Here is a 26,931-nt window from a genome sequence, read left to right as displayed (position 1 = left end):
CCGGCGATAGGGCCGGTACAGGCAACCTGGAAGTCAGGCTTTTTCGCACAACCCCGCCAGCGCTTTCACCCACTCCGGGTGTTCATTCAGGCACGGCACCAGCACCAGCTCCCGCCCACCGGCCTCGACGAACTGCTCGCTGCCGCGCATGCCGATCTCCTCCAGCGTCTCGATGCAATCGGCAACGAACGCGGGGCACATCACCAACAAGCGCTTCACCCCAGCCTTGGCCAGTTCATCCAGCCGGGTTTCGGTGTAGGGCTCGATCCACTTGTCGCGCCCGAGCCGCGACTGGAACGATACCGACCACTTGCCGTCCGGTATGCCCAGCTTCTGCGCAAAAGCCTTGGCCGTGGCCAGACACTGCCCGCGATAACACACCGCACGCACCTCGGCACTGGCACCTTCGCAACAATCCGCCGCGCGCAGGTCATGCTTGCCGGCCGGGTAGAGCTTCTTCAGGTGCCGCTCCGGCAAACCATGGAAGCTCAGCAACAGGTGGTCGTAATCCTGCTCCAGATAAGGCCTGGCGCTGGCCGCCAGTGCCTCGATGTAGTCCGGGTGCTCGTAGAACGGCTGCAGCACGCGCAGTTGCAACGGCAATTGGCGTTCACTGACTGTCTGCCTGGCCAGCTCCACCACAGTGGTCACCGTGCTGTCGGCGAACTGTGGGTAAAGCGGTGCCAGGGTCACCTTGCGCACCCCCTGTGCGACCAGACGCTCCAGCACCTCGGGCAAGGCCGGCTGGCCATAGCGCATGGCAATCTCCACCGGGCCATGGGGCCAGTGCTCGACCATTGCCGCCTGCAGGCGACGGGTCAGCACCACAAGCGGCGAGCCCTCCTCCCACCAGATCGAGCCATAGGCGTGGGCCGATTGCTCAGGGCGCTTGATCAGGATCAGCGACACCAGCAGGCGCCGCACCGGCCAAGGCAGGTCGATCACGTACGGGTCCATGAGGAACTGGTTGAGGTAGCGGCGCACATCAGCCACCGAGGTGGAGGCCGGGGAACCCAGGTTGACCAGCAGCAGGGCGTGATCGGTCATGCAGCATCCTATGTCAGAGGCGGCTGGACAGGTTGTCCAGGGCCGATTGCAAATCGTTGAAGCGGAAGTTGAAGCCTGCCGCCAGCAAGCGTACCGGGCGGGCGCGCTGGCCGCCGAGCAGCAGGGTCGACAGTTCACCCAGCCCGGCCCTGAGCAGCAGTGCCGGCACTGGCAGCAACGCCGGCCGGTGCAAGGTGCGGCCCAGGCGCCTGGCAAACTCGCGGTTGCGCACCGGCTCCGGGGCGCAGGCATTATAAGGACCGCTGGCATCCTTGTGCTGCAAGAGAAAATCAATCAGGGCGACCTGGTCTTCTATATGAACCCAAGGCATCCACTGCCGCCCGTCGCCCAAAGGCCCGCCCAGCCCCAGTTTGAAGGGCAGCCGCAGGCGCGACAAAAAGCCGCCGTCACTGGCCAGCACCAAGCCGGTACGCACCAGCACCACGCGAATGCCCTGGGCCTGGGAACGCAGCGCCGTCTCTTCCCAGGCGATGCACAGCTGGCTGGCAAAATCTTCTCGCACCGGCGGCGAAGCCTCGGTCAGCTCGCGTTCGCCACCGTCTCCGTACCAGCCCACCGCAGAGCCGGAGATCAGCACTTCCGGGCGCTGTTCGCGGCTGCCCAGCCAGGCCAGCAGCTGCTCGGTGAGGGTGACGCGGCTGGCCCACAGCAGGTTGCGCCGGGCCGCCGTCCAAGGCCGATCGGCAATCGGCGCGCCGGCCAGGTTGATCACTGCGTCCAGGTGATCATCCGCCTCCAGTTCCTCAAGGCGGGCAATGCCACGCACGCCGGCCCCACAGATTTTCGGCACCTGCTCGGGTCGCCGGCTCCATACCGTCAAGCGATGACCCTGGCCGAGCCAGTACTGGCACAGGTGCTTGCCAATCAACCCGGTGCCGCCTGTCAGCAATATATGCATGGCTGTGTCCTCGCAGAATGCGGCGGTGGTCTATTTTTAACATCAAGGCACTTTTTTGACCCGACGCTCTCGGATAAACATAGGCCAACCTGCCTGCAACACGGAATAACCTTATACAACATTTGAGCATTGTACAGGTTTGCCTGACAGCGTAGTCTGCTTACAGCAAGGTTTGAAGAGGCCATCATGACAGTACCTATTGCCATCATCGGGGCCGGTATCGCCGGTCTGTCAGCCGCCCAGGCCTTGCAGAAGGCCGGGCAATCCGTGCATTTGTTCGACAAAGGCCACGGCAGTGGCGGGCGCATGGCCAGCAAGCGCAGCGAAGCTGGCGCGCTGGACCTCGGCGCCCAGTATTTCACCGCCCGTGACCGGCGCTTTGTCGAGCAGGTACAGCAGTGGGTTGCCGCTGGTTGGGCCGAGCAATGGAAGCCACAGCTGTACAATTACCGCGATGGTGAACTCAGCCCCTCCCCCGACGAGCAGACGCGCTGGGTGGGGGTGCCGCGCATGAGTGCAATCACCCGCGGCCTTCTCAAGGACGTGACGGTCAACTTCGGTTGCCGCATCGCCGAAGTGTTCCGCGGCAAGCAGTACTGGCACCTGCAGGACACCGAAGGCTGCAGCCACGGCCCCTACAGCCGCGTGGTGATCGCCGTGCCGGCACCGCAGGCCACGCCGCTGCTGGCCTCTACCCCGAAGCTCGCTGCGGTTGCCGCCGGCGTACAGATGGAACCCACCTGGGCCGTCGCCCTGGCCTTCCAGACCCCGCTGGACACCCCGATGCAAGGCTGCTTCGTGCAGGACAACCCGCTCGACTGGCTGGCGCGCAACCGCAGCAAGCCCGGGCGCGACGAGCACCTCGACACCTGGGTACTGCACGCCACCCCGGACTGGAGCCGGCAACACATCGACCTGCCCAAGGAAGAAGTGATCGAACAGCTGTGGGGAGAGTTCGCCGAACTGGTTGGCTGCGTGGTGCCGGCCCCTACGTTTGCCTTGGCCCACCGCTGGCTGTATGCCCGCCCGAGCAGCAACCATGAATGGGGCGCGCTGGCCGATGCTGACCAGGGCTTGTACGCGTGCGGCGACTGGTGCCTGTCCGGCCGTGTCGAAGGCGCCTGGCTCAGCGGCCAGGAAGCAGCGCGTCGGCTGCTCGAACACCTCGAGTGATGTAGGGTTATACAAAAAAACTGGTTTGCATAACTTCCGGGCTGTGCTGGAATGAACCTGTACAAATTTTTAGTCTCGTACAGGTTTCTTGGAGACAGCCCATGCACGACCCATCCGCCCACAGCAAGCCGCGCATCGCCATCAGCGCCTGCCTGACCGGGCACAGCGTGCGCTATAACGGCGGCCACAAGGCCTCCGACCTGTGCCGTATGCAACTCGAGGAACATTTCGACTGGTTACCGGTGTGCCCGGAGGTGGCCATCGGCCTGGGCGTACCGCGCGACCCGATCCGCCTGGTCGGCAACCCCGACCGGCCGGAAGTGGTAGGTACCCGCAACCCCGGCATGGACCTGACCGGCCCTCTGCGCAGCTACGGCGAGCAAATGGCAGTCGAACTCGACGATATCTGCGGCTACATCTTCATGCAGAAATCGCCTTCCTGTGGCCTGGAACGGGTCAAGGTGTACCAGGAAAATGGCCACCCGGCCTTGCACGGTGGGCGGGGCGTATACGCCCAGGCGTTCTGCGCACGGCGCCCGGACCTGCCGGTGGAAGAAGAAGGCCGCCTGCACGACCCTGTGCTGCGCGAGAACTTCATCAGCCGCGTGTACGCCTACGCCGACTGGCAGCGCCTGCTGGCCGAAGGCCTGAGCCGTGGCGCCCTGGTACGGTTCCATTCGCGCTACAAGTACCTGCTGATGGCTAACAACCCGCAGGCCTACCGCAGCCTCGGGCGCATGCTCGGCAGCATGAGCAAGGACGATGACCCGCAAAGCTTCGGCCCGCGCTATTTCAGCCAGTTGATGCAAGCTCTGCGTCGCTGTGCCAGCCGTGGCACTCATTGCAACGTGCTGCAGCATCTGAGCGGCTACTTCAAAGATACCCTCACACAGCAGGACAAAGCCGAGCTGCAAGCCATCATCGGCCAGTACCAGCAAGGCGTTGTGCCTCTGATAGTGCCGTTGACCCTGCTCAAGCACCATTTGCGCAAGCACCCCGATCCGTATCTGCAGCAGCAGGCCTACCTGCAGCCGCATCCCGAGCGCCTGGGCTTGCGCAATGCCGTCTGAAATCCTGTTGCCCATCGGCGAACTGGCTCGCCGCACCGGCGTCAATCCCGTCACCCTGCGCGCCTGGGAGCGCCGCTACGGCCTGCTCAAGCCCCAGCGTACCGCCAAGGGCCATCGCCTGTATCCGCTGGAGCAGGTCGAACGCGTCGAGGCGATCCTGGCCTGGCTGCAACGCGGCGCCTCCGTCGGCCAGGTACGCGAGCTGCTCGACAAGCCGGCCAGCTCGCCACCGAAAGGCGACTGGCAAGCCCGGCAGCTCCAGCTGATCGAAGCCATCGCAACGCTGTCGCAGCGCGCCCTCGACCAGCAGCTCAACCAGGCCATGGCCCTGTATCCGGCCGTCACGCTGTGCGAACAATTGCTGTTGCCACTGCTCGATCTCCTCGACCTGCGCTGGCGCAACTATTTCAATGCACGGCTGGAGCAGGTGTTTTTCCACAGCTGGCTGCGCAGCAAGCTGGGCGCCCGGGTCTACCACGACAACCAGTTGCTGCAAGGCCCTGCCATCTTGCTGGCCGAAGACAGCGAACACACCTTCAGCCCCGATTTGTGGTTGTGCGCCTGGCTGTTCACCAGCAACGGCCTGCCGGTCGAAGTGCTGGAGCACACCATCACCGGCGCGCATCTGCAACGCGCCGTCACCATGCTCAAGCCGCGAGCCGTGCTGCTGCACCTGGGGCCACGCATCGATGACAAGGCGCTGCAACGTACCCTGTCCAACCTGCTCGTGCCGACCTTGGTCGGCGGACCGACGCTGGCACTGCATGAAGCCCGCCTGCGTGCCCTCAGGCTACCCAACCTTGCCCTGTTCGATACCCCACAGGCGGCATTGCGTTTGCTGCAAGCCCACGGCCGCCAGCCTGGAGAGATGATCGCACCATGCACCTGACCTGGCTGCGCAGCGACCTGCGCATCGATGACAACACCGCGCTCAGCGCCGCCAGCGAACGCGGCCCGACCCTCGCCCTGTGGCTGGTGAGCCCCGGGCAATGGCTGGCCCACGACGACGCCGCCTGCAAAGTCGACTTCTGGCTGCGCAACCTGCGCGACCTACGCCAGTCGCTGGAGCGACTGAACATCCCCCTGCTGATCCGCAAGATCGACACCTGGGACCAGGCGCCACAGGCCGTACTCGATGTCTGTCGCCAACATCAGGTGCAAAGCGTGCACTGGAACGAAGAGTACGGCATCAACGAGCAACGTCGCGACGACGCCACCCGCATGCTGCTGGAAAAGTCGTCCATCCAGGCCCACAGCCACCTCGACCAGCTGTTGTTCCGCCCTGACACCATCCTTACCCGCAGCGGCGACTATTTCCAGGTGTTCAGCCAGTTCAGGAAGAACTGCCTGGAGCACCTGCACCACAGCCTCCCCGCCTTGGCTCACCGGGTGAAACGTCAGGCACCGTTGCAGGTCAGCAGCGACCCGATCCCTCAGCATGTGGACGGCTTCGAAAAACCTGCGCAAGCACTGCGCGACCACTGGCCGGCCGGCGAAGCCGAAGCGCAGGCGCGGCTGACCCGTTTTCTCGACGAAACCATCGACGACTACCAACAGCTGCGTGACTTGCCTGCCAAGCCCGGCACCAGCCAGCTCTCGGCCTACCTCGCCGCAGGCGTGATCTCGCCGCGCCAGTGCCTGCACGGTGCCCTGGCCAGCAACCGCGGCGAGTTCGACAGCGGCAGCAGCGGTGTGCAAACCTGGATCAACGAACTGCTCTGGCGTGAATTCTACAAACATATCCTGACTGGTTATCCACAGGTCTCGCGTCACCGCGCCTTCCGCGCCCAGACCGAAGCGCTGCCCTGGCGCGACGCACCGGACGACCTCGAAGCCTGGGAACAGGGCCGAACCGGGTTCCCGATCATCGACGCCGCCATGCGCCAAATGCTGGATACAGGGTGGATGCACAACCGCCTGCGCATGATCGTGGCCATGTTCCTCAGCAAGAACCTGTTGATCGACTGGCGCAAGGGCGAGCGGCATTTCATGCGCCACCTGATAGACGGCGACCTGGCCGCCAACAACGGCGGCTGGCAGTGGAGCGCATCCACTGGCACCGACGCAGTGCCCTACTTCCGCATCTTCAACCCGGTTTCACAGTCGCAGCGTTTCGACCCGCAGGGGCGTTTCATTCGGCACTGGCTACCGGAATTGCAGGGGCTGGATGAAAAAGCCATTCATTTCCCCATGAAGTCGGCCGATCTTTTTGCTAGATATTCCTACCACAGTCCAATTGTCGATCTCGACAGAAGTCGTCAGCGCGCACTGGAGGCATTCAAGAACCTCCCGCGCCGGCAGTATCAGAGGGCAGCATCTTGAACAACGCACGCAGTATCTGGGTGACGGGAGCAGGCAACGGACTAGGCCTGGCGTTAGTGGAAGAGTTGCTCGAGCAAGGACATCGGGTAGCTGCAAGCGCCAAGCATGGCGAGGCACTGGATGCCTTGGCTGAGCGCTATGGCAGCCAGCTGCTGCGCGTGCCGTGGCAGCTGCACGAAGAGCATCAGGCGGCCCAGGCCGGCCAGCAGATATGCCATGCCTGGTGCGCACTGGACGGCTTGATCATCAATGCGGGTACCAGCGATTACCTGGCGGACGATGTGGCGGACAGCGAGTTGTTCGAGGCTATCGTCACTGACAACCAATTGGCCGGCGAGCATTGCCTGGCCAGTGCGCTGCCTTTGCTGGCGAAGGGTGACTCGCCGCAGGTGATGGCGGTATTCAACCGTTATTCGGCGCTGCAATTGCATGCACCGACGCAGGTGCCTGCGGGCTGGAACAACATGCCGCAATGGATGCGCGAGCAGCGTCAGGCGTTGAAGGCGCAAGGGGTTGAGCTGACCGTGGTGGGACCGCAGTCTTTGAAAACACCTGTAACACCGGCGCACGCGATACCGGAGGCATGGACGCCGCAGAGTGCGGCAGAAGAGCTGCTGCGGCGGTGGCCGCAGAGGGAGCCCGAGCTTGTACTGGAAGCTCTGGATCTCAATGGCCTGTGGCCTTTGTCACACAAGTAATTGATGTGGTGACCGTAGCGGCCTTATCGCCGGCAAGCCGGCTCCCGCCTCGACCGCATCGGCTTGAAGTCATGCGCATAACCTGTAGGAGCAGCCTTGTGCTGCGAAGAGGACAGTAGGGCAGCAGATGTTCTTCTGCAGTAATGGCTTCTTCGCAGCACAAGGCTGCTCCTACAAGGTGACGAGGTAGCCTGAGTAACGGAGCAAGACAGTTGCTCCCCCAGGTACCTCATAGATCTCAAGCTATGTAAGCCCCCTGTGGGAGCGGATTCACCCGCGAAGAGGCCGGCACAGGAGAGCTCAGAGCGCCATGCGATAATGCAGGGTATAGCTCTCCACCCCATCGTTGGGCTGCTTGATGCCTGCGTTGGAATAGTGAATCGCCCGCACGCCAATCTCGTGGCCACCGGCAAAGCGCAATCCAAAGCCGATACGGTCCTCGAACTGGAATGCCGAACCCAATTCGTTGTCTTCCAACTCGGTGCTGGAAAACGCCGCCACGCCAATCCCCGCCTCGATGTATGGTTTCACCGATTCTCCGGCAAACTCGTAGACGAACACCGGCGCGAACGAGAGGCTATGGTTGCTCGCAGTCTCGTCACCATCCCAATAGGTGTAGGCCCCATCCCAGTACCCTGTCAGGCGACCGACGCTGGTTTGCCACCAGCTCGCGTCCCAATTCGATTGCAGCCCCAACCGGTAGACCATGGTCGAGTCCCCGGTCTGCCCCACCGAAAACGAAACGTCGGCAGCCTGCGCCGCCAGTGAGTGCCCCAGGGTGAAGACGGCAACCGCCGCCAAGCCGAGCAGCTTCTTCATGAGCAACATCCTTCTTTGCTGTTTTTGGTATCCGCCTCATGTCAGGCAAAGCGATAGAAAACGGTAGTGGTACGATAGTTCAGCTTATTTTCACGTTTTTTTCACAATGAAAAGCTATGCACACTTTCCGACTTATGCCACAGCAAAGGTAGGATCTTTCTAAGAGATTGCGGATCGGCACTGGTCCAGAAGCGGGTCTCCCGGGCCGGCCCGTCGGCCAGCAGGTCATCCGCGCCCAGCAGCCGCTGCAGTTGGCGCGCCACTGCGGCACCGGTGTCGATGATGGCAACGTCGGCTGGCACCATTTCGGCCAGCAACGGGCGCAGGAAGGGGTAATGGGTGCATCCAAGGATCAGCGTGTCGCAGCCAGCGGCCAGCAACGGCTGCACATAACCTTGCAGCAACTGGCGCAGCGCCGGGCTGGTAAGGTCGCCGGTCTCGATCAGCTCGACCAGCCCCGGGCAAGGTTGGGTGATGACCTGCACGTCATTGGCAAAGCGGTCGAGCAAGGCGGCGAACTTGGCGCTCTGCAGGGTACCGGTGGTGGCCAGCACACCGACCACGCCCGAGCGCGTGGCGGCGGCAGCGGGCTTTACTGCCGGCTCCATGCCCACCAGCGGCCAGGTCGGGTACAACTCGCGCAGGTCGGCCACCGCCGCCACTGTGGCGGTATTGCAGGCCAGTACCATGGCCTTTGCGCCCTGTTCATGGAAGAACGCAGCAATGCGTCGGAGACGCTCACGGATATAGTCTGGCGACTTTTCGCCGTAAGGTATGTGGCCGCAATCGGCCACGTAAAGCAGCGTCTCGTTGGGCAGCAGGCGCTGGATCTCGGCGAGTACCGACAAGCCGCCGACCCCGGAGTCCATCACGCCGACCGGCGCCGAACGCTCAGCCATCGCGCTTGCCACAGACTGCACAGGCCGGGTCGCGCTTGACCCGCAGTTCGCGGATACGAGTGCCCAAAGCATCGATCAGCAGCAGGCGGCCAACCAGCGGCTCGCCGAACCCGGCCAGCAGCTTCATCGCCTCCAGCGCCTGCAGGCTGCCCACCAGGCCCACCAGCGGGCCGATCACGCCGGCTTCGCTGCAGGTCAGTTCGGCTTCGCTGCCATGGCCGTACAGGCAGTGGTAGCAAGGGCTGTAATCACGCCGTGGGTCGAATACTGACAACTGCCCTTCCAGGCGGATCGCCGCACCGCTGACCAGCGGCTTGCCAGCCGCGACACAGGCGGCGTTGACCGCCTCGCGGGTACCAAAATTGTCAGAGCAGTCCAGCACCAGGTCGACCGCTGCCACAGCGGCCGCCAGCGAGTCCTCGTCCAGAGCCTGGCGATGGGCAACCAGGCTGATTTCCGGGTTGATCGCCTGCAAGCGCTGCAAGGCCGAATCGACCTTGCTCATGCCGACGCTGGAACTGTCGTGGATCACCTGGCGTTGCAGGTTGGTCAGGTCGACGGTGTCGAAGTCGGCCAGGTGCAGCTCACCCACCCCGGCAGCGGCCAGGTACAAGGCGACTGGCGAGCCAAGGCCACCGAGCCCGACGATCAGCGCCTTGCTCTGCTTGAGCCGCAACTGGCCATCGATGTCGATCTGGGCCAGCAATACCTGCCGGCTGTACCGCAGCAGTTCCTGATCACTCAGCATGGCAGGCGCCCCAGGGTAATGCGTTCATGGCCGCCCAGGTCCGTGCGGCTGGCAACCTCGATGAAGCCTTGTTCAGCCAGCAAGGCACGCACCGCCGCTGCCTGATCGTAGCCGTGTTCCAGCAGTAACCAGCCGCCCGGCACCAGGTGCTCCGGGGCCTGGGCAGCGATTACCCGCAGGTCGTCCAGGCCATCGGCACCGGCCACCAGCGCGCTGCTGGGTTCGAAACGTACATCACCGGCGACCAAGTGCGGGTCTGCGGCGGCGATGTAGGGCGGATTGCTGACAATCAGGTCGAAGCGCTCGCCGGCCAGGCTGTCGAACCAGTGGCTGAGCCGTACCTGGGCGTTCGCCAGGCCCAGGCGCTGGCGGTTGCGTTCGGCCAGGGCGGCGGCCTCCTCCACCCGGTCCACTGCAGTTACCTGCCAGGCCGGGCGATCGCTGGCCAGGGCCAGGGCAATCGCGCCGGTGCCGGTGCCCAGGTCAAGGATCTTGGCCGGTGTGGCAGGTTGCAGTTCAAGCGCGGCTTCGACCAGCAGCTCGGTATCCGGCCGCGGGATCAGGGTATGCGGCGCCACCTCCAGGTCGATCTTCCAGAAGCCCTGCAGCCCGAGAATGTAGGCGACCGGCTCGCCGCCACGGCGGCGCTGCAGGTAGCCGGCATAGGTCTCGGCATCTTCGCTGCTGACGATTCGCTCGGGCCAGGTGTGCAGGTAGCTGCGCGACTTGCCGATGGCCGCAGCCAACAGCAGCTCGGCATCCAGCCGTTCGGTGGGCGATTCTGGCAACTGCGCGTTGCGCAGCAGGCTGGCGATGATGGTCATCAGTCCCCCAGGGCGGCCAGTTGATCGGCCTGGTATTCGGCCAGCAGCGGTTCGATCACAGCCTCCACGCCGCCGGCGAGGATGTCGTCCAGCGAGTACAGGGTCAGGTTGATGCGGTGGTCGGTCACCCGGCCCTGTGGATAATTGTACGTACGGATGCGCTCGGAACGGTCACCCGAGCCGACCAGCAGCTTGCGCTCGGTGGCGATGGCGTTCTGCGCGGCGCTGGTCTGCATGTCGTTGAGCTTGGCCGACAGCCAGGACATGGCGCGGGCACGGTTCTTGTGCTGCGAGCGCTCTTCCTGGCACTCGACCACGATACCGGTGGGCAAGTGGGTGATACGGATCGCCGAATCGGTCTTGTTGACGTGCTGGCCGCCAGCACCGGATGCGCGGTAGGTGTCCACGCGCAGGTCGGCCGGGTTGATCTCGATGGCCGCCTGTTCGTCCGGCTCGGGCAGTACTGCCACGGTGCACGCGGAGGTGTGGATACGGCCCTGGGATTCGGTCTCGGGCACGCGCTGTACGCGGTGCGCGCCGGACTCGAACTTGAGCTTGCCGTACACGCTCTCACCTTCGACGCGGGCGATGATTTCCTTGTAGCCGCCGTGCTCGCCTTCGTTCTCGGATAGAATTTCCAGGCGCCAGCCACGCTTTTCGGCGTAGCGCGAATACATGCGAAACAGGTCGCCGGAGAAGATTGCCGCCTCGTCGCCACCGGTGCCGGCACGGATTTCGAGGAACACGTTGCGGCCGTCGTTGAGGTCCTTGGGCAACAGCATGCGTTGCAGTTGCGACTCCAGCGTCAGCAGTTGTTCCTTGGCTTCACGCACTTCTTCCACGGCCATTTCACGCAGGTCCGGGTCACTATCCTTGAGCAGCGCCTGGGCACCTTCGAGGTCGTCCTGGACTTTGCGCCACTCTTTATAAGCAGCGTAGACCGGCTCGACTTCGGCGTACTCACGGGAATAGGCGCGAAAGCGCGTCTGGTCGGAAATGACCTCGGCATCACCGAGCAGTGCGGTGAGTTCTTCGAAGCGGTCCTGGAGGATTTCCAGTTTGTTCAGCAGCGACGCTTTCATTGCGGGGATTTGTCCGTCGAGCCCTCGTTGAGGGCAAAGAGTTCCTGGGCCATGGCCAGCGCATCGAGGCGGCCCTCGGCCGAGAGCCTTTTCAATTGCACGCTGGGCGCGTGCAGGAGTTTGTTGGTCAGCCCCCGGGCCAGTTGGGCCAGTACCTCTTCGGGGTTGCCGCCGTTGGCCAGCAGCCGCTGGGCCTTTTGCAGTTCTTCGTCGCGCAGGCGCTCGCTTTGCTGGCGATAGGCCTTGAGCACATCCACCGCGGCCAGCTCTCGCAGGCGCAGCATGAAGTCTTCAGCCCCCACCGACACCAGCTCTTCGGCGGCCTGGGCCGCGCCCTGGCGACTTTTGAGGTTTTCTGCCACCACATCGTGCAGGTCATCGACAGTGTACAGGTAGACGTCGTCCAGTTCGCCGACTTCGGTTTCTATATCGCGCGGTACGGCAATGTCGACCATGAAAATCGGCTTGTGCCGGCGCTGCTTCAGCGCGCTCTCGACCGCACCCTTGCCAAGGATCGGCAACTGGCTGGCGGTGGAGCTGATGACGATGTCGCTGTTGGCCAGTTCCTGAGGGATGTCGGCCAGCAGAACGGCGTGCGCACCGAACTGCTCGGCCAGGATGCTGGCCCGCTCCAGGGTACGGTTGGCCACGACGATGCGGCGCACGCCCTGCTCATGCAGGTGGCGCGCGACCAGGGTGATGGTTTCGCCGGCACCGATCAGCAGGGCCTGGCTGCGGCCCAGGTCGCTGAAGATCTGCTTGGCCAGGCTGACTGCGGCAAACGCCACCGACACCGGGTTTTCACCGATGGCCGTGTCGGTGCGCACCTGCTTGGCGGCGCTGAAAGTGGCCTGGAACAGGCGCCCGAGCAACGGGCCGACGGTGCCGGCCTCGCGCGCCACCGCGTAGGCGGACTTCATCTGGCCGAGGATCTGCGGCTCGCCGAGCACCAGCGAGTCCAGGCCGGAGGCCACCCGCATCATGTGCTTCACCGCCTCGTGCTCTTCGTGCACGTAGGCGCTGGCGCGCAGCTCGTCCAGGCTGAGGCGGTGGTAGTCGGCGAGCCATTGCAGCACGACATCGGCGGACAGGTGGTCCTGCTCGATGTAGAGCTCGCTACGGTTGCAGGTCGACAGAATCGCCGCTTCGCGGCTGGATGTCAGTCGGCAGAGCTGCTGCAGGGCGTCTACCAGCTGCTCTGGGGTAAACGCCACGCGCTCGCGTACGTCTACCGAGGCAGTCTTATGGTTGATACCAAGTGCAAGAAAGGCCATGCAAGGTCGCTGGTTGTGACGGGAAGCCGATAATTGTCCTCTTTCGCAGGTTTCAGGACAACCACCGTTCGCTATTGCGCTGATAGTCGTGCGGCTATCGCCGGCTCCAGGCCAGCATCAGCGGCAACTTCAGCTCACACTCCCGCTTTTGATCTGGCTTTTGATCTTGATCTTGATCTTCGCGCGCTTAGAAGCAAGAGCAAGAGCAATAGCGATAATTCTGTGTTATGGGCGCCGTGGCAGGCTCTGCGGCGAACCGCGCGGGCACAGCGCGGTCTGCATAAGCGAAGCGCAGCTTCATACCTTCGCAGGTGGGTTTGCCCACGCGCTTGTGTCATCATGCTCCGACCGCCGGTGAGTCCTCTTAAAGCCTTCTATGAACAAACCATACGCATTGCTGCTTGCCTTCGCCCTGCTCCAGGGCTGCCAGAGCCTGGCCCCGCAAAAGGCCGAGCCTCCCGTCGCCGAGGCCGGCAAGAGCGAGGCGGAAAAGCCCGTGGTGTATGGCTCGTTCAAGCAGGACACGCTCTATAGCCTGCTGGTGGCGGAGCTGGCCGGCCAGCGCAACCGCTTCGACATCGCCTTGGCCAACTACACCGACCAGGCTGCGAAAACCCAGGACCCGGGGGTTTCCGAACGCGCCTACCGCATTGCCGAATACCTCGGTGCCGACGAACCGGCACTGGACAACGCCCTGGTCTGGGCCCGCAACGACCCGCAGAACCTCGACGCCCAGCGCGCCGCCGCCATCCAGCTTGCCCGCGCCGGCCGCTATGACGACTCCATGACATACATGGAAAAGGTACTGCAGGGCCAGGGCGACACCCATTTCGATTTCCTCGCCCTGTCCGCCGCAGAAACCGACCAGAGCACCCGCGACGGCCTGCTCCAAAGCTTCGAACGCCTGCTGGTGAAGTACCCGGACAACAACCAGCTGGTGTTCGGCAAGGCCCTGCTGCTGAACCAGGACGGCAAGGCCGAAGAAGCCTTGGAACTGCTCGAGTCGCACCCACCACAAAACGGCGAAGTCGCCCCGATCCTGCTGCGCGCGCGCCTGCTGCAAGCCCTGAACCGTGGCCCGGAGGCCCTTCCACTGCTGCGCGGGGCGATTCGCGACAACCCGGACGACAAGCGCCTGCGTCTGACCTACGCCCGCACCCTGGTCGAACAGGACCGCATCGCCGATGCCAAGGGCGAGTTCCTCAGCCTGGTCCAGCAATACCCCGAGGACGACGAACTGCGCTATTCGCTGGCCTTGGTGTGCCTTGAAAACAAGGACTGGGATGAAGCCGAGGGCTACCTGCAGGAGCTGATCGAACGCGACAGCAACGTCGACGCCGCGCACCTGAACCTGGGCCGCATCCGCGAGGAGCGCCACGACCCCGCAGGCGCCCTGCGTGAATACGCCCTGGTCGGCCCGGGCCCCGACTACCTGCCGGCGCAACTGCGCCAGGCCGACATCCTGATCGCCAACGGCCGTGGTACCGAAGCCTCACGCCTGCTCGCCGATGCCCGCGAAGCCCAGCCGGACTACGCCATCCAGCTGTTCCTGATCGAATCGGAAAGCTACAGCAACAACAACAAGGACGCCCAGGCCAGCCAGGTGCTGCAGCAAGCCATCCAGCGCTACCCGGACGACCTCAACCTGCTGTACACCCGCGCCATGCTGGCCGAAAAGCGTGATGACCTGCCGCAGATGGAAAAAGACCTGCGTGCCATCATCGCGCGCGAACCGGAAAACGCAATGGCCCTGAACGCGCTCGGCTACACCCTGGCCGACCGCACCACCCGTTACAGCGAAGCCAGGGCGCTGATCGAAAAGGCTCATCAGCTGACCCCGGACGACCCGGCGGTGCTCGACAGCATGGGCTGGGTCAATTACCGCCAGGGCAAGCTCGACGAGGCTGAAACCTACCTGCGCAAGGCCTTTGCCAGCTTCCCCGACCACGAAGTAGCCGCCCATCTGGGCGAAGTGCTATGGGCCAACGGCAAGCGCCGCGAAGCCCGCCAGGTCTGGGCCAAGGGCTTCGAAGCCCAGGCCGACAGCCCCATCCTGCGCAAGACCATCCTGCGCCTGACCGGATCCGAGACTCTCTAACGCCATGTTCCTGCGCCATTGCATTACCTTCACCCTGATCGCCCTGCTGGCCGGCTGCGCCGGCTTCGGTAGCCGCGAGGCCCTGCAGGGCCACGGCGACCCGCAGCAGTGGCGCGCCCATAAAGAGCAGCTGAGCAGCCTCGATGGCTGGCAGATCAACGGCAAGGTCGGTATCCGCGCCCCGCGCGACTCCGGCAGCGGCACACTGTTCTGGCTGCAACGCCAGGACTACTACGACATTCGCCTGGCCGGCCCGTTGGGCCGTGGCGCCGCACGCCTGACCGGCCGCCCCGGCGGCGTGGTACTGGAAGTGGCCAACCAGGGCCGCTACGAGGCCCCCAGCCCCGAAGCACTGCTGGAAGAACAGCTGGGCTGGCAGTTGCCGGTCTCGCACCTGGTCTGGTGGGTACGCGGCCTGCCCGCCCCCGACAGCAAGAGCAAGCTGACCCTGGACGGCGATAGCCGCCTGGCTAGCCTCGACCAGGATGGCTGGCAGGTGCAGTACCTGAGCTACACCGAACAGAACGGCTACTGGCTGCCCGAGCGGCTGAAGCTGCACGGCAAGGACCTCGACGTGACCCTGGTGGTCAAGGACTGGCAGCCGCGCCAGCTGGGGCACTGATACATGCAAACCCTTACCCTGCCCGCCCCGGCCAAGCTCAACCTGTGGCTGCACATCATCGGCCGCCGCGCGGACGGCTATCACGAGCTGGAAACCGTGTTCCAGTTTCTCGATCACGGCGACGAACTGAGCTTTGCCGTGCGTGACGACGGTGTGATCCGCCTGCATACCGAGGTCGAGGCGGTGCCGCACGACAGCAACCTGATCGTGCGTGCCGCGCGCAAGCTGCAGGAACAATCCGGCACGACGATGGGCGCCGACATCTGGCTGAGCAAGGTGCTACCCATGGGCGGCGGCATCGGCGGTGGCAGTTCGGATGCCGCCACTACCCTGTTGGCCCTCGCCCACCTGTGGCAACTGGACTGGGACGAAGACCGCCTGGCCACACTGGGCCTGAGCCTGGGCGCCGACGTACCGGTATTCGTGCGCGGCCACGCGGCGTTCGCCCAGGGCGTGGGTGAACAACTGACCCCGGTCGACCCGGACGAGCCGTGGTATGTCGTGCTGGTGCCGCAAGTGTCTGTCAGCACAGTAGAAATTTTTTCACATCCACAGTTGACACGTGATTCACTCCCCCTTAAGATGCGCCCCGTTCCCGAGGGAAACAGTCGAAATGACTGCCAACCGGTGGTAGAGCAGAGTTACCCGGAAGTTCGCAATGCGTTGAATTCACTGGGTAAATTCACTGAGGCTCGACTGACCGGTACTGGAAGTTGTGTGTTTGGGGCCTTCCCAAGCAAAGCCGAAGCTGATAAAGTTCTGGCCCTTCTTTCAGCGACCCAAACAGGGTTTGTGGCGAAAGGAAGCAACGTTTCGATGTTGCATCGCAAGCTGCAAAGTCTGGTCAAGAAGTCGAGCGCATAAGCGTTCGCAGCAACAGATACAGGGGCGTCGCCAAGCGGTAAGGCAGCAGGTTTTGATCCTGCCATGCGTTGGTTCGAATCCAGCCGCCCCTGCCATTTTCCTTATACTCATCCAGGTTACCCTCAGCCTTCAGGTACTGCGCGTGTCCAAGATGATGGTCTTTACGGGGAATGCCAACCCCGATCTGGCTCGGCGTGTCGTACGTCAGCTGCATATCCCTCTCGGTGACGTCTCTGTCGGTAAATTCTCCGACGGCGAGATCAGCACTGAGATCAATGAGAATGTCCGCGGTAAAGACGTCTTCATTATTCAGCCGACCTGCGCCCCGACCAACGATAACCTGATGGAACTGGTAGTGATGGCCGACGCCTTCCGCCGCTCCTCAGCATCCCGAATCACCGCCGTGATTCCTTACTTCGGATACGCCCGCCAGGACCGCCGTCCGCGTTCGGCACGTGTAGCCATCAGCGCCAAAGTCGTCGCTGACATGCTCACTGTCGTAGGTATCGACCGTGTACTCACCGTCGACCTGCACGCTGACCAGATCCAGGGTTTCTTCGATATCCCGGTCGACAACATCTACGGCTCGCCCGTACTGGTCGACGATATCGAGGACCAGCGTTTCGAGAACCTGATGATCGTCTCCCCGGACATCGGTGGTGTCGTGCGCGCACGTGCCGTCGCCAAGTCCCTGGGCGTCGACCTGGGTATCATCGACAAGCGCCGCGAGAAGGCTAACCACTCCGAGGTCATGCATATCATCGGCGACGTCGAAGGGCGCACCTGCATCCTGGTAGACGACATGGTCGACACCGCCGGCACCCTGTGCCACGCGGCCAAAGCCCTGAAAGAACACGGCGCTGCAAAGGTTTACGCCTACTGCACGCACCCTGTCCTGTCGGGCCGCGCGATCGAGAACATCGAGAAGTCGGTACTGGACGAGCTGGTGGTGACCAACACCGTTCCGCTGTCCGCCGCTGCTCAAGCCTGTGACCGTATCCGCCAGCTGGATATCGCACCGGTTGTCGCTGAAGCGGTCCGCCGCATCAGCAACGAAGAATCGATCAGCGCGATGTTCCGCTAAGCGGAACACACGCTGACGAAAAGCGCCCCGCCCCAACACTGGTTGTTGGGGCGGGGCTTTTTTGCCATCCCCGTTGGCGCTGGTCGCAAACGCCCTCGGGGGGCTATTTTGGAGAAACAAAATGACCGAATTCACTCTGAACGCCCAAGCGCGTACTGACCTGGGGAAAGGTGCGAGCCGCCGCCTGCGTCACTCCGCGAACATCCCAGCCGTTGTCTACGGTGGTAACCAGGACGCCCAGTCCCTGACCATCCTGGCCAAGGAAATCACCAAACTGTTCGAAAACGAGGCTGCCTTCAGCCACGTTCTGGAACTGAACGTCGACGGCGCCAAGCAAAACGTCGTGGTCAAGGCTCTGCAGCGCCACCCGGCAAAAGGTTTCATCATGCACGCCGACTTCGTTCGCGTCGTTGCTGGCCAGAAACTGACCGCCAAGGTACCGGTTCACTTCATCAACGAAGAAGCCCCGGTCAAGAAAGGCGGCGAGATCTCCCACGTAGAAGCCGAGATCGAAGTTTCCTGCGAAGCCAAAGACCTGCCTGAGTTCATCGAAGTCGACCTGGCCAACGCTGAAATCGGCACCATCATCCACCTGTCGGACCTGAAAGCTCCGAAAGGCGTAGAGTTCGTAGCTCTGGCCCACGGTGATGACAAAGCTGTTGCCAACGTTCACGCTCCACGCGTTGCTCCAGAAGCAGAAGGCGCTGCCGAGTAATCCACTCGCACGCCGGCGTTGATCGGGTTACAGTGCCGCGCGCCCTGTAACCCACCAACTCCAAGGAAGAGCCCCTGACGTGACCGCCATCCAGTTGATCGTCGGCCTGGGTAACCCCGGCCCCGAATACGAACAGACCCGGCATAACGCAGGGGCTCTTTTCGTTGAACGCATTGCCAGCGCCCAGCGCGTCTCGTTGACCGCTGACCGCAAGTATTTCGGCCTGACGGCTAAGTTCAGCCATCAGGGCAACGACGTTCGTCTGCTCATCCCCACCACCTACATGAACCGTAGCGGCCAGTCCGTGGCGGCCTTGGCCAATTTCTTCCGCATCAAGCCGGAAGCGATCCTGGTGGCGCATGACGAACTCGACCTGCCCCCAGGCGTCGCCAAGCTCAAGCGCGGCGGTGGCCATGGTGGGCACAACGGCCTGCGCGACATCATCGCGCAGCTCGGCAACCAGAACGACTTCCACCGCCTGCGGCTTGGCATCGGCCACCCGGGCGACGCCAAACTGGTCTCCAACTTCGTCCTGGGCCGCGCGCCGCGCGCCGAGCAGGAGAAGCTCGACGCCAGCATCGATTTTGCCCTCGGCGTGCTGCCGGACGTGCTTGCCGGCGACTTCGCCAAGGCGATGCGCGAGCTGCACAGCCAGAAGGCCTGATTTCCTTTAGAGAGGGGAATACCCATGGGTTTCAATTGCGGCATCGTCGGCCTGCCCAACGTCGGCAAGTCCACCCTGTTCAACGCCCTGACCAAGTCTGGCATCGCGGCGGAGAACTTTCCCTTCTGCACCATCGAGCCAAACAGCGGCATCGTGCCGATGCCCGATGCGCGCTTGAATGCCTTGGCTGAGATCGTCAAGCCAAACCGCATCCTGCCGACCACCATGGAGTTCGTCGACATCGCCGGCCTGGTGGCTGGTGCCTCGAAAGGCGAAGGCCTGGGCAACAAGTTCCTCGCCAACATCCGCGAGACCGACGCCATTGCCCACGTGGTGCGCTGCTTCGAAGACGAGAACGTGATCCACGTTTCCAACAGCGTCGACCCCAAGCGTGACATCGAGATCATCGACCTCGAACTGATCTTCGCTGACCTCGACAGCTGCGAGAAGCAGCTGCAGAAGGTTGCCCGCAACGCCAAGGGCGGCGACAAGGAAGCCCTGGCGCAGAAGGCCATCCTCGAGCAATTGATCCCGCATTTCACCGAAGGCAAGCCTGCGCGCAGCCTGATGAAGAACATGAGCGCCGAAGACAAGGCGGTCATCCGCGGCTTCCACCTGCTGACCAGCAAGCCGGTCATGTACATCGCCAACGTGGCCGAAGACGGCTTCGACAACAACCCGCACCTGGACGTGGTCAAGGCCATCGCCGAGGAAGAAGGCGCGGTGGTTGTGCCGGTGTGCAACAAGATCGAAGCGGAAATCGCCGAGCTGGAAGATGGCGAAGAGAAGGACATGTTCCTCGAGGCCCTGGGCCTGGAAGAGCCTGGCCTGAACCGCGTTATCCGCGCTGGTTACGAGCTGCTGAACCTGCAGACCTACTTCACTGCCGGCGTGCAGGAAGTACGCGCCTGGACCGTGCGCGTCGGTGCCACTGCACCACAAGCCGCTGGCGTGATCCACACCGACTTCGAAAAAGGCTTCATCCGCGCTGAAGTGGTGGCCTATGACGACTTCATCCAGTTCAAGGGTGAGAGCGGTGCCAAGGAAGCCGGTAAATGGCGTTTGGAAGGCAAGGACTACATCGTCAAGGACGGTGACGTGATGCACTTCCGCTTCAACGTCTAAGCGCCAGACTGCAGTACCCGCAAACCCCTTGAGGCCAACGCCTCAAGGGGTTTTGTTTTTTCTGGCATCTGGCAAGCGGCACGCGCCCCCTGTGGGAGCGGCTTTAGCCGCGAAGAATCCAACGCAGTGGATGGCACCGGCTGCGCCGGTGCTCGCGGGCATGCCCGCTCCTACAGGTACCGCGCATTTTCTGGACATCGCATCAAACCTGCAGGAGCGGCCTTGTGTCGCGATAGGGCCGCAAAGCGGCCCCGAAATTCAGCATCTAAGCTGTGATTCAGCACCCTCCCCTGGACGCACGCCCATGCCTGAAAAACCTCGCCTCGACTGGCAACGCTGGTTACCCGGCCTGGTCACCCTGCTTCATTACCAACCCGCCTGGCTGCCCAAAGACATCGCCGCAGGCCTGGTGCTCACCACCATGCTGGTGCCGGTGGGCATCGCCTATGCCGAAGCGTCTGGCGTACCCGGCATCTACGGCCTGTACGCCACCATCATCCCGCTGCTGGCCTATGCACTGTTCGGCCCCAGCCGCATCCTGGTGCTAGGCCCGGATTCGGCGCTGGCCGCGCCGATCCTGGCGGTGGTGGTGCAGTACGCCGCCAGCGACCCGCAACGGGCAATCGCCATCGCCAGCATGATGGCCCTGGTGGCCGGGGCGTTCTGCGTGATCGCCGGTTTGCTGCGCCTGGGCTTCATCACAGAGTTGCTGTCCAAGCCGATCCGCTATGGCTACATGAACGGCATCGCCCTCACGGTGCTGATCAGCCAGTTGCGCAAACTGTTCGGCCTGTCGGTCGACAGCCAGGGCCCGCTGCGAGATACCTGGAACCTGATCCAGGCCTTGCTCGCTGGCCAGGGCCATTGGCCAAGCTTCGTGGTCGGCGGCGGTAGCCTGGCGCTGATCCTGCTGCTCAAGCCGTTCAAGCGCCTGCCGGGCATTCTCATTGCTGTGGTGCTGGCCACGCTGGCGGTGAGCCTGCTGGGGCTCGACCAGCAAGGCGTTAAAGTACTCGGCGAACTGCCCCAGGGGCTGCCCAGCTTCGTGTTCCCCTGGGTCAGCGATATCGACCTGGTGGAGGTGCTGCTCGGCGGCATCGCGGTGGCACTGGTGTCGTTCGCCGATACCAGCGTGCTGTCACGTTCCTACGCCGCGCGCATGAAGACCCCGGTCAACCCCAACCAGGAAATGTTCGGCCTGGGCGTGGCCAACCTGGCCTCGGGGCTGTTCCAGGGCATCCCCATCAGCAGCAGCTCGTCACGCACCCCCGTGGCCGAAGCGGCCGGCTCGCAGACCCAGCTCACCGGCATCATCGGCGCGCTGGCGGTGACGGTGTTGCTGCTGGTGGCGCCCAACCTGATGCAACACCTGCCCAACAGCGCCCTGGCGGCGGTGGTGATTGCCGCAGCGTTGGGCCTGTTCGAGTTCGCCGACCTCAAGCGCATCTTCCGCATGCAGCAATGGGAGTTCTGGCTGTCGTTCACCTGCTTCGTCGGTGTAGCGGTATTCGGGGCCATTCCCGGTATCTGCATTGCCGTGGCGATATCGGTGATCGAGTTCCTGTGGGACGGCTGGCGGCCGCATCATGCAGTGCTGGGACGGGTGGATGGCACCCGCGGTTACCATGATGTGCAGCGTTATCCACAGGCCCGACGCATTCCGGGGCTGGTGCTGCTGCGTTGGGATGCGCCGCTGTTCTTTGCCAATGCCGAGCAGTTCCAGGGCACGGTGATGGCGGCGGTAGATGCATCGCCTACCCCGGTACAACGGCTGGTGATCGCGGCAGAGCCGGTGACCAGCATCGATATCACCTCGGCGGACATGCTCGCCGAACTGGACCGGGCACTGGAGGCCCGGGGGGTGGAGTTGCAGTTTGCCGAAATGAAGGACCCGGTAAAGGACAAGATGCGGCAGTTCGAGTTGTTCGAGCATATGGGAGAGTCGGCGTTTCATCCCACTGTTGGGGCAGCGGTGGATGCCTACCTGGAAGAGAGTGGGGTTGACTGGAAGCCCTAGGTTTTCCCTGCTGGCCTCTTCGCGGGCACGCCCGCTCCCACAGGTACAACGACAACCTTGAAGTTTGTGCGATCCCTGTGGGAGCGGGCGTGCCCGCGAAGAGGCCAGTACAGAAGAGCTAAACAGTCCGAACCCGCCGCCGATCAATCCATATGAGCATGGCGCTAGCGTACACCGACACCGCCAGAAACAGCGCCATGCGCACGGCAAAGGCGCGGTACACATCCTGCCCGCCCGCGCTGTCCTGCACCGACTGCCCCAGCAAGATCAGCATGGTCGTCAGGCAACTCACCCAATAAGCCGGGCTTTGCCTGGTATCAACCGCACGGTAGAGCCTGCGCCCCTGCCAAAGGACGAAAAGCAGCACCCACAGGAAAAACATCCACAGGTGCACGAACAGGCTCAACGCGCCCCACGTCAGTATCGCCAGCAACCCGGCCAGCAAGGTCGAGCCGATCAGCTCGCGGCTGGCATGCCGCGCGCGGGTCTCGCCGGCCTGCTGCCCCAGGCTCACTGCCTTCATGATCAGCGGCATGTACTGGTCCGGGGCAATCAGCGCTAGCAAAAAGGCCGGCATGACGATCAGCGTGGCACGCAAGGCGACCCAGCTCACCTGATCACTGTCGAGCAGAGGCGGTGCCGGTTGCGCCAGCGCATCAGCCGGCTCTGGAAACAGCACATGCGCTGCCGCGGTACCCAGCACCGCCAGCAGCATGCCTTTGGCCAGCGCTTCGACCACAGATAGTGCCAGGCTGAAGTCGCTGGTGCCGGCGGCAGCGATCATGGTCAGGCCGATCACCAGCAAATTGGCCAGCAGGCCGTTGCCCCCTTTCAGCGCATAACGCAAGGTCAGGAAGACCCCTACCCCTACCAGCAACACTCCACTCACCGGGGCATGGCGCAGCAGCGGAATCAGCAGCAGCCCGCTGCCGCAAGCAAGCAGCACCAGCACCGCCAGAGCCGGTGCCGCACGCAGGGGCAAAGGCTGGCTGCGCATGGCCAGCAACAGCACCGCGAACACCGGCGCCAGAATCGGCACCGGCAGGCCGATGCCGAAACTCACCGCCACGCACAGCGCCACGCCCCAGGCCAGGCGCAGGGCGCGCAGGCGGCGCAGCTCAATAGGCATACGACAGCCAGCTCATCAGCCACATGAACAGCCGGCCCAGCAGGTTCAATGGGTTGCCCTCGCTTGGCAGGGCCATGACTTCGGCCTGGCCGCCGACCCGCAATCCGCTCTTGTCCTGCAACTGGTCACGCTCCAGTTCGACGATCACCGGGAAGCGCTGCGCAGAGCGCAGCCACTCGCGGCTGTTCTGCACTGTCGGCAACGTGCCCGGCGGGGTACTCTGGCCCACGCTCACGCCGTAGCCGATGCTGCGAATGCGCCCCTTCAACACCGTGCCGGGCAGCGCATCGAGCACTACCAGCACCGGGGTTTCAGGGCGCAGCCGACCGAGGTTGTTCTCGGTCATGTCGGCACTTATCCACACGTCATGGATGGCGATCAGGGTCATCATCGGGCTGCCGGCGCCGACGTAGTGGCCAACGTCAGTGCGCAGGTCCGTGATCAGCCCGTTTGCATCGGCGCGTACAACGGTGCGCGCCAGGTCCAGCCGGGCTTTTTCCACATTGGCCGCCGCACTGCGCAGTTGGGCGTTGTCGTCCTGCGCCCCGCCCTGCTGCTCACGGGCCCGCTCCACTTCGGCACGGGCTGCCGCCACCTGGCTGATGGCCTGGTCGCGGCTGGCCTGGGCGCCCTCAAGGCGGCGCACCGAAACCGTGCCCGGGTCCTCATCGATCAGGCGCTTGAGCCGCTCGGCGTCCTGCCGCGCCTTGCGCTCGTTGGCCTGGGCCGCCACCAGCGCCGCCTGGGCCGAGTCGATGCCAGCGGTGTGGGCGCCGATCTGCCGGCGTACCGCGTCCAGGTCGGCTTCGGCGCGGGCCAGGGCGATGCGGTACTGTTCCTGGTCCAGTTCGAACAGCACATCGCCCTTGCGTACTTCCTGGTTGTTGCCTACCGCCACACGCTTCACCTGCCCGGCCACCTCGGCACTCACCGGCACCACGTAAGCCTGCAGGCGGGCCTGCTGGGTATAAGGCGTGAAACGGTCGGCCAGCAGGTACCACAGCAGGCTCACGGCAATCAGCAGCAGCACCCAGCGCATGCCGCGATCGGCGGCTGGCGGGGGGGGCGTCGGCATGGCGTCGCTCATTTCGTTTCACCTTGTGCATGTGCGCTGGGGGGTGGCTCGTCGAGCAGTTCGCCCCAGTCGGTGCGTTGCTGCATCTGCTTGCGGGTGGCCGGGTCGATCGGTGCGCGACTGGCGTCCCAGCCGCCGCCGAGCGCCTTGTACAACGTCACCAGGCTGCTGACGGCATTGCCCCGGCTGACCAGGTAGCCGTCCTGTTGCTGCAACAGCAGTTGCTGGGCGTCGAGCACGCGCTGGAAGTCGGCAAAGCCTTCGCGGTACTGCGAGCGGGCCAGGTTCAGCGAGCGCTGCGCGGCCTGCGAGGCCTGGTCGCGGATGCTTGCGCTCTGCAACGAACGCACCAGCCCGCTGGCGGCATCGTCGGCCTCGCGGGCGGCTTCGCGCACGCCCTGGTGATACAGCTCGATCAGCTGCTGCAAGCGGGCATCTTCCACGCGCACGGCGTTCTTGCGCCGGCCGTAGTCGAACGGGTTCCAGATCAGGCTGGGCCCGGCGGCGATGTCGAATGTGTCGGGCAGGTGATTGGCCGTGACGAAGCTCCAGCCGATGCTGCCCAGCAGGCTCAGCTGTGGATAAAGGTCGGCCTCGGCCACCCCGACCAGCGCCGACTGCGCCGCCACCGCCTGCTCGGCGGCGCGGATGTCCGGGCGACGCTGCAGCAGGCTGGCGGGCACGCCCTGCAGCACGGCACGGTCCGGCAACGGCAACTGGCCGTGGCCGGCATCCAGCTGTGGCAGCGGCCCGGGCGGCCGGCCCAATAGCGAGCACAGCACATTGCGCAGGGCATTGAGCTGGTTCTGGAACTCGGGGATGGTGGCCTGAGTAGCCAGGTACTGGGTGCGCGCCTGTTGCCAGTCGAGTTCGTCGTTTTCGCCATGACGGAACAGCCGCTCGGTTATCTCCAGGCTACGCGCCTGGCGGCGGGCGTTTTCTTCGGCGATATCCAGCCGCGCCTCGGCGGTGCGCAGGGCAAAGTAGGTGTCAGCCACCTGCGCACGCAACAGCAGCATTGCATCGGCGTAATTGGCCTGTGAGGCGAAGTAGGCGGCGTCGGCGCTTTCGATGGCGCGGCTGAAGCGCCCCCAGAAGTCGATTTCCCAGCCGATGTCGAAGCCCGCGCTGGATTGCCAGAACACCGAATCGCGGGCGGTGGAAGTGCCGGACTGGTCCTGTTTCAGGTACAGGCTCTGGGCGCGCAGCTGCTGCAGCTGTGGATAACGCCCGGTCTGCACGATGGCCAACTGGGCGCGGGCTTCGGCAATGCGCAAGCCGGCCACGCGCAGGTTGCTGTTGTTGGCATCGGCCTCGGTGATCAAGGCGTCCAGGGCCGGGTCGGCGAACACGGCCCACCACTGGCGCAGGTCGGGCGCCGTGGCCTGCTGCCCGGCCTGCTCCAGCAGCGGGGTGTTCCAGGTGCTCAGCCACGGGTCTTGGGGCGGCTGGAAATCGGGACCGACCTGGGTACAGCCCACCAACGTGGCAGCCAGGCTCAGTGCACAACCACAGAGGCGTCCGGGCATGGCAGGCCCTGGCTCACGCCGACGGCTCGACGGGGTTTTCCGGCACCTGCAGCGCCACCCATTGCCAGAACAGCACATAGGTAACGCCAAGGATAACCGGGCCGAGGAACAGGCCGATGATGCCTTTGACCACCATGCCGCCCAGCGCCCCGATCAGCACCACCGGCATCGGCACGTCCACCCCGCGCCCCAGCAGCAGCGGCTTGAGCACGTTGTCGGCAAGCCCGGCGACGAAGGTATAGATGGCGAAGATGATGGTCGCCACGGTAAAACCTTCGACATTGAATACGTAGATTATCACCGGCACCGTGATCAACGTGGCCGGTGCCTGGGCAATCCCCAGCATGAGGATGACGATGGCCAGCATCCCGGCCCCCGGCACCCCTTTGATGACAAAGCCGACACCGATCAGCAGCATCTGGATGAATGCGATGCCGATCACACCCTGAGCCACCGCGCGAATGGTGGCGGTGCACAGTTTGGCCAGTGGCTTGCCGCGCTCCTCGCCCGACACCCGCATGGCTATACGCTGCGCCGCGATTTCGCCGCGGTCACCGAACGCCATGATGATGCCCGAGACGATGATCGCCGCAATGAACAACAGGAACGCGCCGCCCGCGCTGGCCGCCGCCCCCAGCACCGTGCGCCCGGCACCCTTGAGCTGGGGCATCCACTGGTTCAGCACGCCGGCCATGTTTTCCGAGGCTGCCAGCCACAGGGCATGCACCTTCGGCCCGATCAGCGGCCAGGCAGCCACCGAATCGGGGGGGGCCGGCACGGTCCAGGCTCCGCTCTTGAGCAGCGTCACCAGGCTGTCTACCGACTCGCCGATGGACATCACAACCAGGTAGATCGGCACCAGCAGCACGACCAGTACCAGCAGAACGACCAGCGTCGCCGAAAGCCCGTCCTTGAGCCCTGTGCGGCGCTGGATGCGGCAATATAACGGGTACAAGGTCACCGCCAGGATCACCGACCACAGCATCAGCTCCAGAAACGGCTGGAACGTCTGGAAGGCGAAAACCACCAGCGCAGCCACCAGGCCGGCTTTGATGAGCACATCGAGCAAGCCCCGCGACAGGCGGCTGTCCAGCTTGATACCCGGTTGCATGCTTCACCTCCGAACTCCAGGTG

The 26,931-nt window shown here is 64.0% G+C and carries 25 protein-coding genes and 1 tRNA gene; 14 read left to right on the top strand and 12 right to left on the bottom strand.

Translation table 11 applies throughout. From position 1 onward, the window contains the following. Positions 1-33: 33 nt before the first annotated feature. Positions 34-1,047 carry a ferrochelatase gene (gene hemH, locus CAF92_RS21845; protein WP_046616022.1) on the bottom strand — a complete coding sequence of 338 codons (1,014 nt, stop codon included), beginning with the start codon at positions 1,045-1,047 and terminating at the stop codon, positions 34-36. Positions 1,048-1,060: 13 nt separating this feature from the next. Beyond that, the gene (locus tag CAF92_RS21840) at positions 1,061-1,966 is read right to left on the bottom strand and encodes a TIGR01777 family oxidoreductase (RefSeq protein WP_085601917.1); all 906 of its coding nucleotides are present in this window, start codon (positions 1,964-1,966) and stop codon (positions 1,061-1,063) included. 186 nt (positions 1,967-2,152) lie between these two features. Between CAF92_RS21840 and CAF92_RS21835 the strand changes: the two genes are divergently transcribed. The 5 genes from CAF92_RS21835 (at position 2,153) to CAF92_RS21815 (ending at position 7,229) form a co-directional block, all read left to right on the top strand. Next, positions 2,153-3,139: an NAD(P)/FAD-dependent oxidoreductase gene (locus tag CAF92_RS21835; RefSeq protein ID WP_046616020.1), complete on the top strand. Its 987-nt coding sequence runs from the start codon at positions 2,153-2,155 to the stop codon at positions 3,137-3,139. A gap of 101 nt (positions 3,140-3,240) precedes the next feature. Next, positions 3,241-4,209, top strand: coding sequence for a DUF523 and DUF1722 domain-containing protein (locus CAF92_RS21830; RefSeq protein WP_085601916.1), 969 nt, complete (start codon positions 3,241-3,243; stop codon positions 4,207-4,209). After that, a complete protein-coding gene (locus CAF92_RS21825; RefSeq protein WP_046616018.1) occupies positions 4,199-5,098 on the top strand; it encodes a MerR family transcriptional regulator in 900 nt (299 codons plus the stop codon). The genes CAF92_RS21830 and CAF92_RS21825 overlap by 11 nt, the downstream gene beginning before the upstream one ends. After that, positions 5,089-6,531, top strand: a complete 1,443-nt coding sequence (gene phrB, locus CAF92_RS21820; RefSeq protein WP_085601915.1) for a deoxyribodipyrimidine photo-lyase — start codon at positions 5,089-5,091, stop codon at positions 6,529-6,531. The genes CAF92_RS21825 and phrB overlap by 10 nt, the downstream gene beginning before the upstream one ends. Beyond that, positions 6,528-7,229 carry an SDR family oxidoreductase gene (locus tag CAF92_RS21815; RefSeq protein WP_046616016.1) on the top strand — a complete coding sequence of 234 codons (702 nt, stop codon included), beginning with the start codon at positions 6,528-6,530 and terminating at the stop codon, positions 7,227-7,229. Before phrB ends, CAF92_RS21815 begins: the two co-directional genes overlap by 4 nt. Positions 7,230-7,529: 300 nt before the next feature. Here the strand turns inward: CAF92_RS21815 and CAF92_RS21810 are convergent, their stop codons facing one another. From CAF92_RS21810 to hemA, 6 genes are all read right to left on the bottom strand, one after another. Then, on the bottom strand, positions 7,530-8,048 hold the full coding sequence (locus CAF92_RS21810; RefSeq protein WP_046616015.1) for an acyloxyacyl hydrolase: 519 nt from the start codon (positions 8,046-8,048) through the stop codon (positions 7,530-7,532). A gap of 101 nt (positions 8,049-8,149) precedes the next feature. Continuing rightward, positions 8,150-8,947 (bottom strand): glutamate racemase, encoded by a 798-nt coding sequence (murI, locus tag CAF92_RS21805; RefSeq protein WP_085601914.1) that lies wholly within the window; start codon positions 8,945-8,947, stop codon positions 8,150-8,152. Beyond that, a complete protein-coding gene (locus CAF92_RS21800) occupies positions 8,940-9,695 on the bottom strand; it encodes a molybdopterin-synthase adenylyltransferase MoeB (protein ID WP_085601913.1) in 756 nt (251 codons plus the stop codon). Before CAF92_RS21800 ends, murI begins: the two co-directional genes overlap by 8 nt. Continuing rightward, positions 9,689-10,519: a peptide chain release factor N(5)-glutamine methyltransferase gene (gene prmC, locus CAF92_RS21795; protein WP_085601912.1), complete on the bottom strand. Its 831-nt coding sequence runs from the start codon at positions 10,517-10,519 to the stop codon at positions 9,689-9,691. The genes CAF92_RS21800 and prmC overlap by 7 nt, the downstream gene beginning before the upstream one ends. After that, positions 10,519-11,601: a peptide chain release factor 1 gene (prfA, locus tag CAF92_RS21790; RefSeq protein ID WP_085601911.1), complete on the bottom strand. Its 1,083-nt coding sequence runs from the start codon at positions 11,599-11,601 to the stop codon at positions 10,519-10,521. The genes prmC and prfA overlap by 1 nt, the downstream gene beginning before the upstream one ends. Next, positions 11,598-12,875, bottom strand: coding sequence for a glutamyl-tRNA reductase (hemA, locus tag CAF92_RS21785; protein ID WP_085587332.1), 1,278 nt, complete (start codon positions 12,873-12,875; stop codon positions 11,598-11,600). Before hemA ends, prfA begins: the two co-directional genes overlap by 4 nt. Positions 12,876-13,251: 376 nt before the next feature. Between hemA and CAF92_RS21780 the strand changes: the two genes are divergently transcribed. The 9 genes from CAF92_RS21780 (at position 13,252) to CAF92_RS21740 (ending at position 22,064) form a co-directional block, all read left to right on the top strand. After that, positions 13,252-14,973 (top strand): tetratricopeptide repeat protein, encoded by a 1,722-nt coding sequence (locus CAF92_RS21780; RefSeq protein WP_085601910.1) that lies wholly within the window; start codon positions 13,252-13,254, stop codon positions 14,971-14,973. Between the two features lie 4 nt (positions 14,974-14,977). Further along, a complete protein-coding gene (gene lolB / locus CAF92_RS21775; protein WP_046616010.1) occupies positions 14,978-15,595 on the top strand; it encodes a lipoprotein insertase outer membrane protein LolB in 618 nt (205 codons plus the stop codon). Between the two features lie 3 nt (positions 15,596-15,598). Further along, a complete protein-coding gene (gene ispE / locus CAF92_RS21770) occupies positions 15,599-16,459 on the top strand; it encodes a 4-(cytidine 5'-diphospho)-2-C-methyl-D-erythritol kinase (RefSeq protein WP_085601909.1) in 861 nt (286 codons plus the stop codon). Between the two features lie 20 nt (positions 16,460-16,479). Further along, a tRNA-Gln gene (locus tag CAF92_RS21765) sits at positions 16,480-16,554 on the top strand. A gap of 47 nt (positions 16,555-16,601) precedes the next feature. Further along, positions 16,602-17,543 carry a ribose-phosphate pyrophosphokinase gene (locus CAF92_RS21760; protein ID WP_003247410.1) on the top strand — a complete coding sequence of 314 codons (942 nt, stop codon included), beginning with the start codon at positions 16,602-16,604 and terminating at the stop codon, positions 17,541-17,543. 121 nt (positions 17,544-17,664) lie between these two features. After that, positions 17,665-18,258, top strand: coding sequence for a 50S ribosomal protein L25/general stress protein Ctc (locus CAF92_RS21755; RefSeq protein WP_013970896.1), 594 nt, complete (start codon positions 17,665-17,667; stop codon positions 18,256-18,258). A gap of 79 nt (positions 18,259-18,337) precedes the next feature. Then, on the top strand, positions 18,338-18,922 hold the full coding sequence (gene pth / locus CAF92_RS21750) for an aminoacyl-tRNA hydrolase (protein WP_008099045.1): 585 nt from the start codon (positions 18,338-18,340) through the stop codon (positions 18,920-18,922). 24 nt (positions 18,923-18,946) lie between these two features. Continuing rightward, positions 18,947-20,047, top strand: a complete 1,101-nt coding sequence (gene ychF / locus CAF92_RS21745) for a redox-regulated ATPase YchF (protein WP_013970895.1) — start codon at positions 18,947-18,949, stop codon at positions 20,045-20,047. Positions 20,048-20,351: 304 nt separating this feature from the next. After that, positions 20,352-22,064, top strand: coding sequence for a SulP family inorganic anion transporter (locus CAF92_RS21740; protein WP_085601908.1), 1,713 nt, complete (start codon positions 20,352-20,354; stop codon positions 22,062-22,064). Between the two features lie 118 nt (positions 22,065-22,182). Here CAF92_RS21740 and CAF92_RS21735 read toward each other — a convergent pair whose 3' ends face one another. The 4 genes from CAF92_RS21735 to CAF92_RS21720 are packed head-to-tail and all read right to left on the bottom strand — an operon-like array spanning position 22,183 to position 26,908. After that, a complete protein-coding gene (locus tag CAF92_RS21735) occupies positions 22,183-23,193 on the bottom strand; it encodes a DUF2955 domain-containing protein (RefSeq protein ID WP_085601907.1) in 1,011 nt (336 codons plus the stop codon). Beyond that, a complete protein-coding gene (locus CAF92_RS21730) occupies positions 23,183-24,280 on the bottom strand; it encodes an HlyD family secretion protein (RefSeq protein ID WP_085601906.1) in 1,098 nt (365 codons plus the stop codon). The genes CAF92_RS21735 and CAF92_RS21730 overlap by 11 nt, the downstream gene beginning before the upstream one ends. Beyond that, complete coding sequence (locus CAF92_RS21725; RefSeq protein ID WP_085601905.1) at positions 24,277-25,797, bottom strand: efflux transporter outer membrane subunit; 1,521 nt, start codon at positions 25,795-25,797, stop codon at positions 24,277-24,279. The genes CAF92_RS21730 and CAF92_RS21725 overlap by 4 nt, the downstream gene beginning before the upstream one ends. A 13-nt stretch (positions 25,798-25,810) precedes the next feature. Beyond that, positions 25,811-26,908, bottom strand: coding sequence for an AI-2E family transporter (locus CAF92_RS21720; RefSeq protein ID WP_046616004.1), 1,098 nt, complete (start codon positions 26,906-26,908; stop codon positions 25,811-25,813). Positions 26,909-26,931: the final 23 nt, after the last annotated feature.

This window comes from Pseudomonas sp. B10(2017), assembly GCF_002113295.1.
Classification (GTDB): domain Bacteria; phylum Pseudomonadota; class Gammaproteobacteria; order Pseudomonadales; family Pseudomonadaceae; genus Aquipseudomonas; species Aquipseudomonas pudica.
The sequence above is the reverse complement of the archived record's forward strand: the minus strand, read 5'-3'. Positions and strand labels throughout refer to the sequence as shown.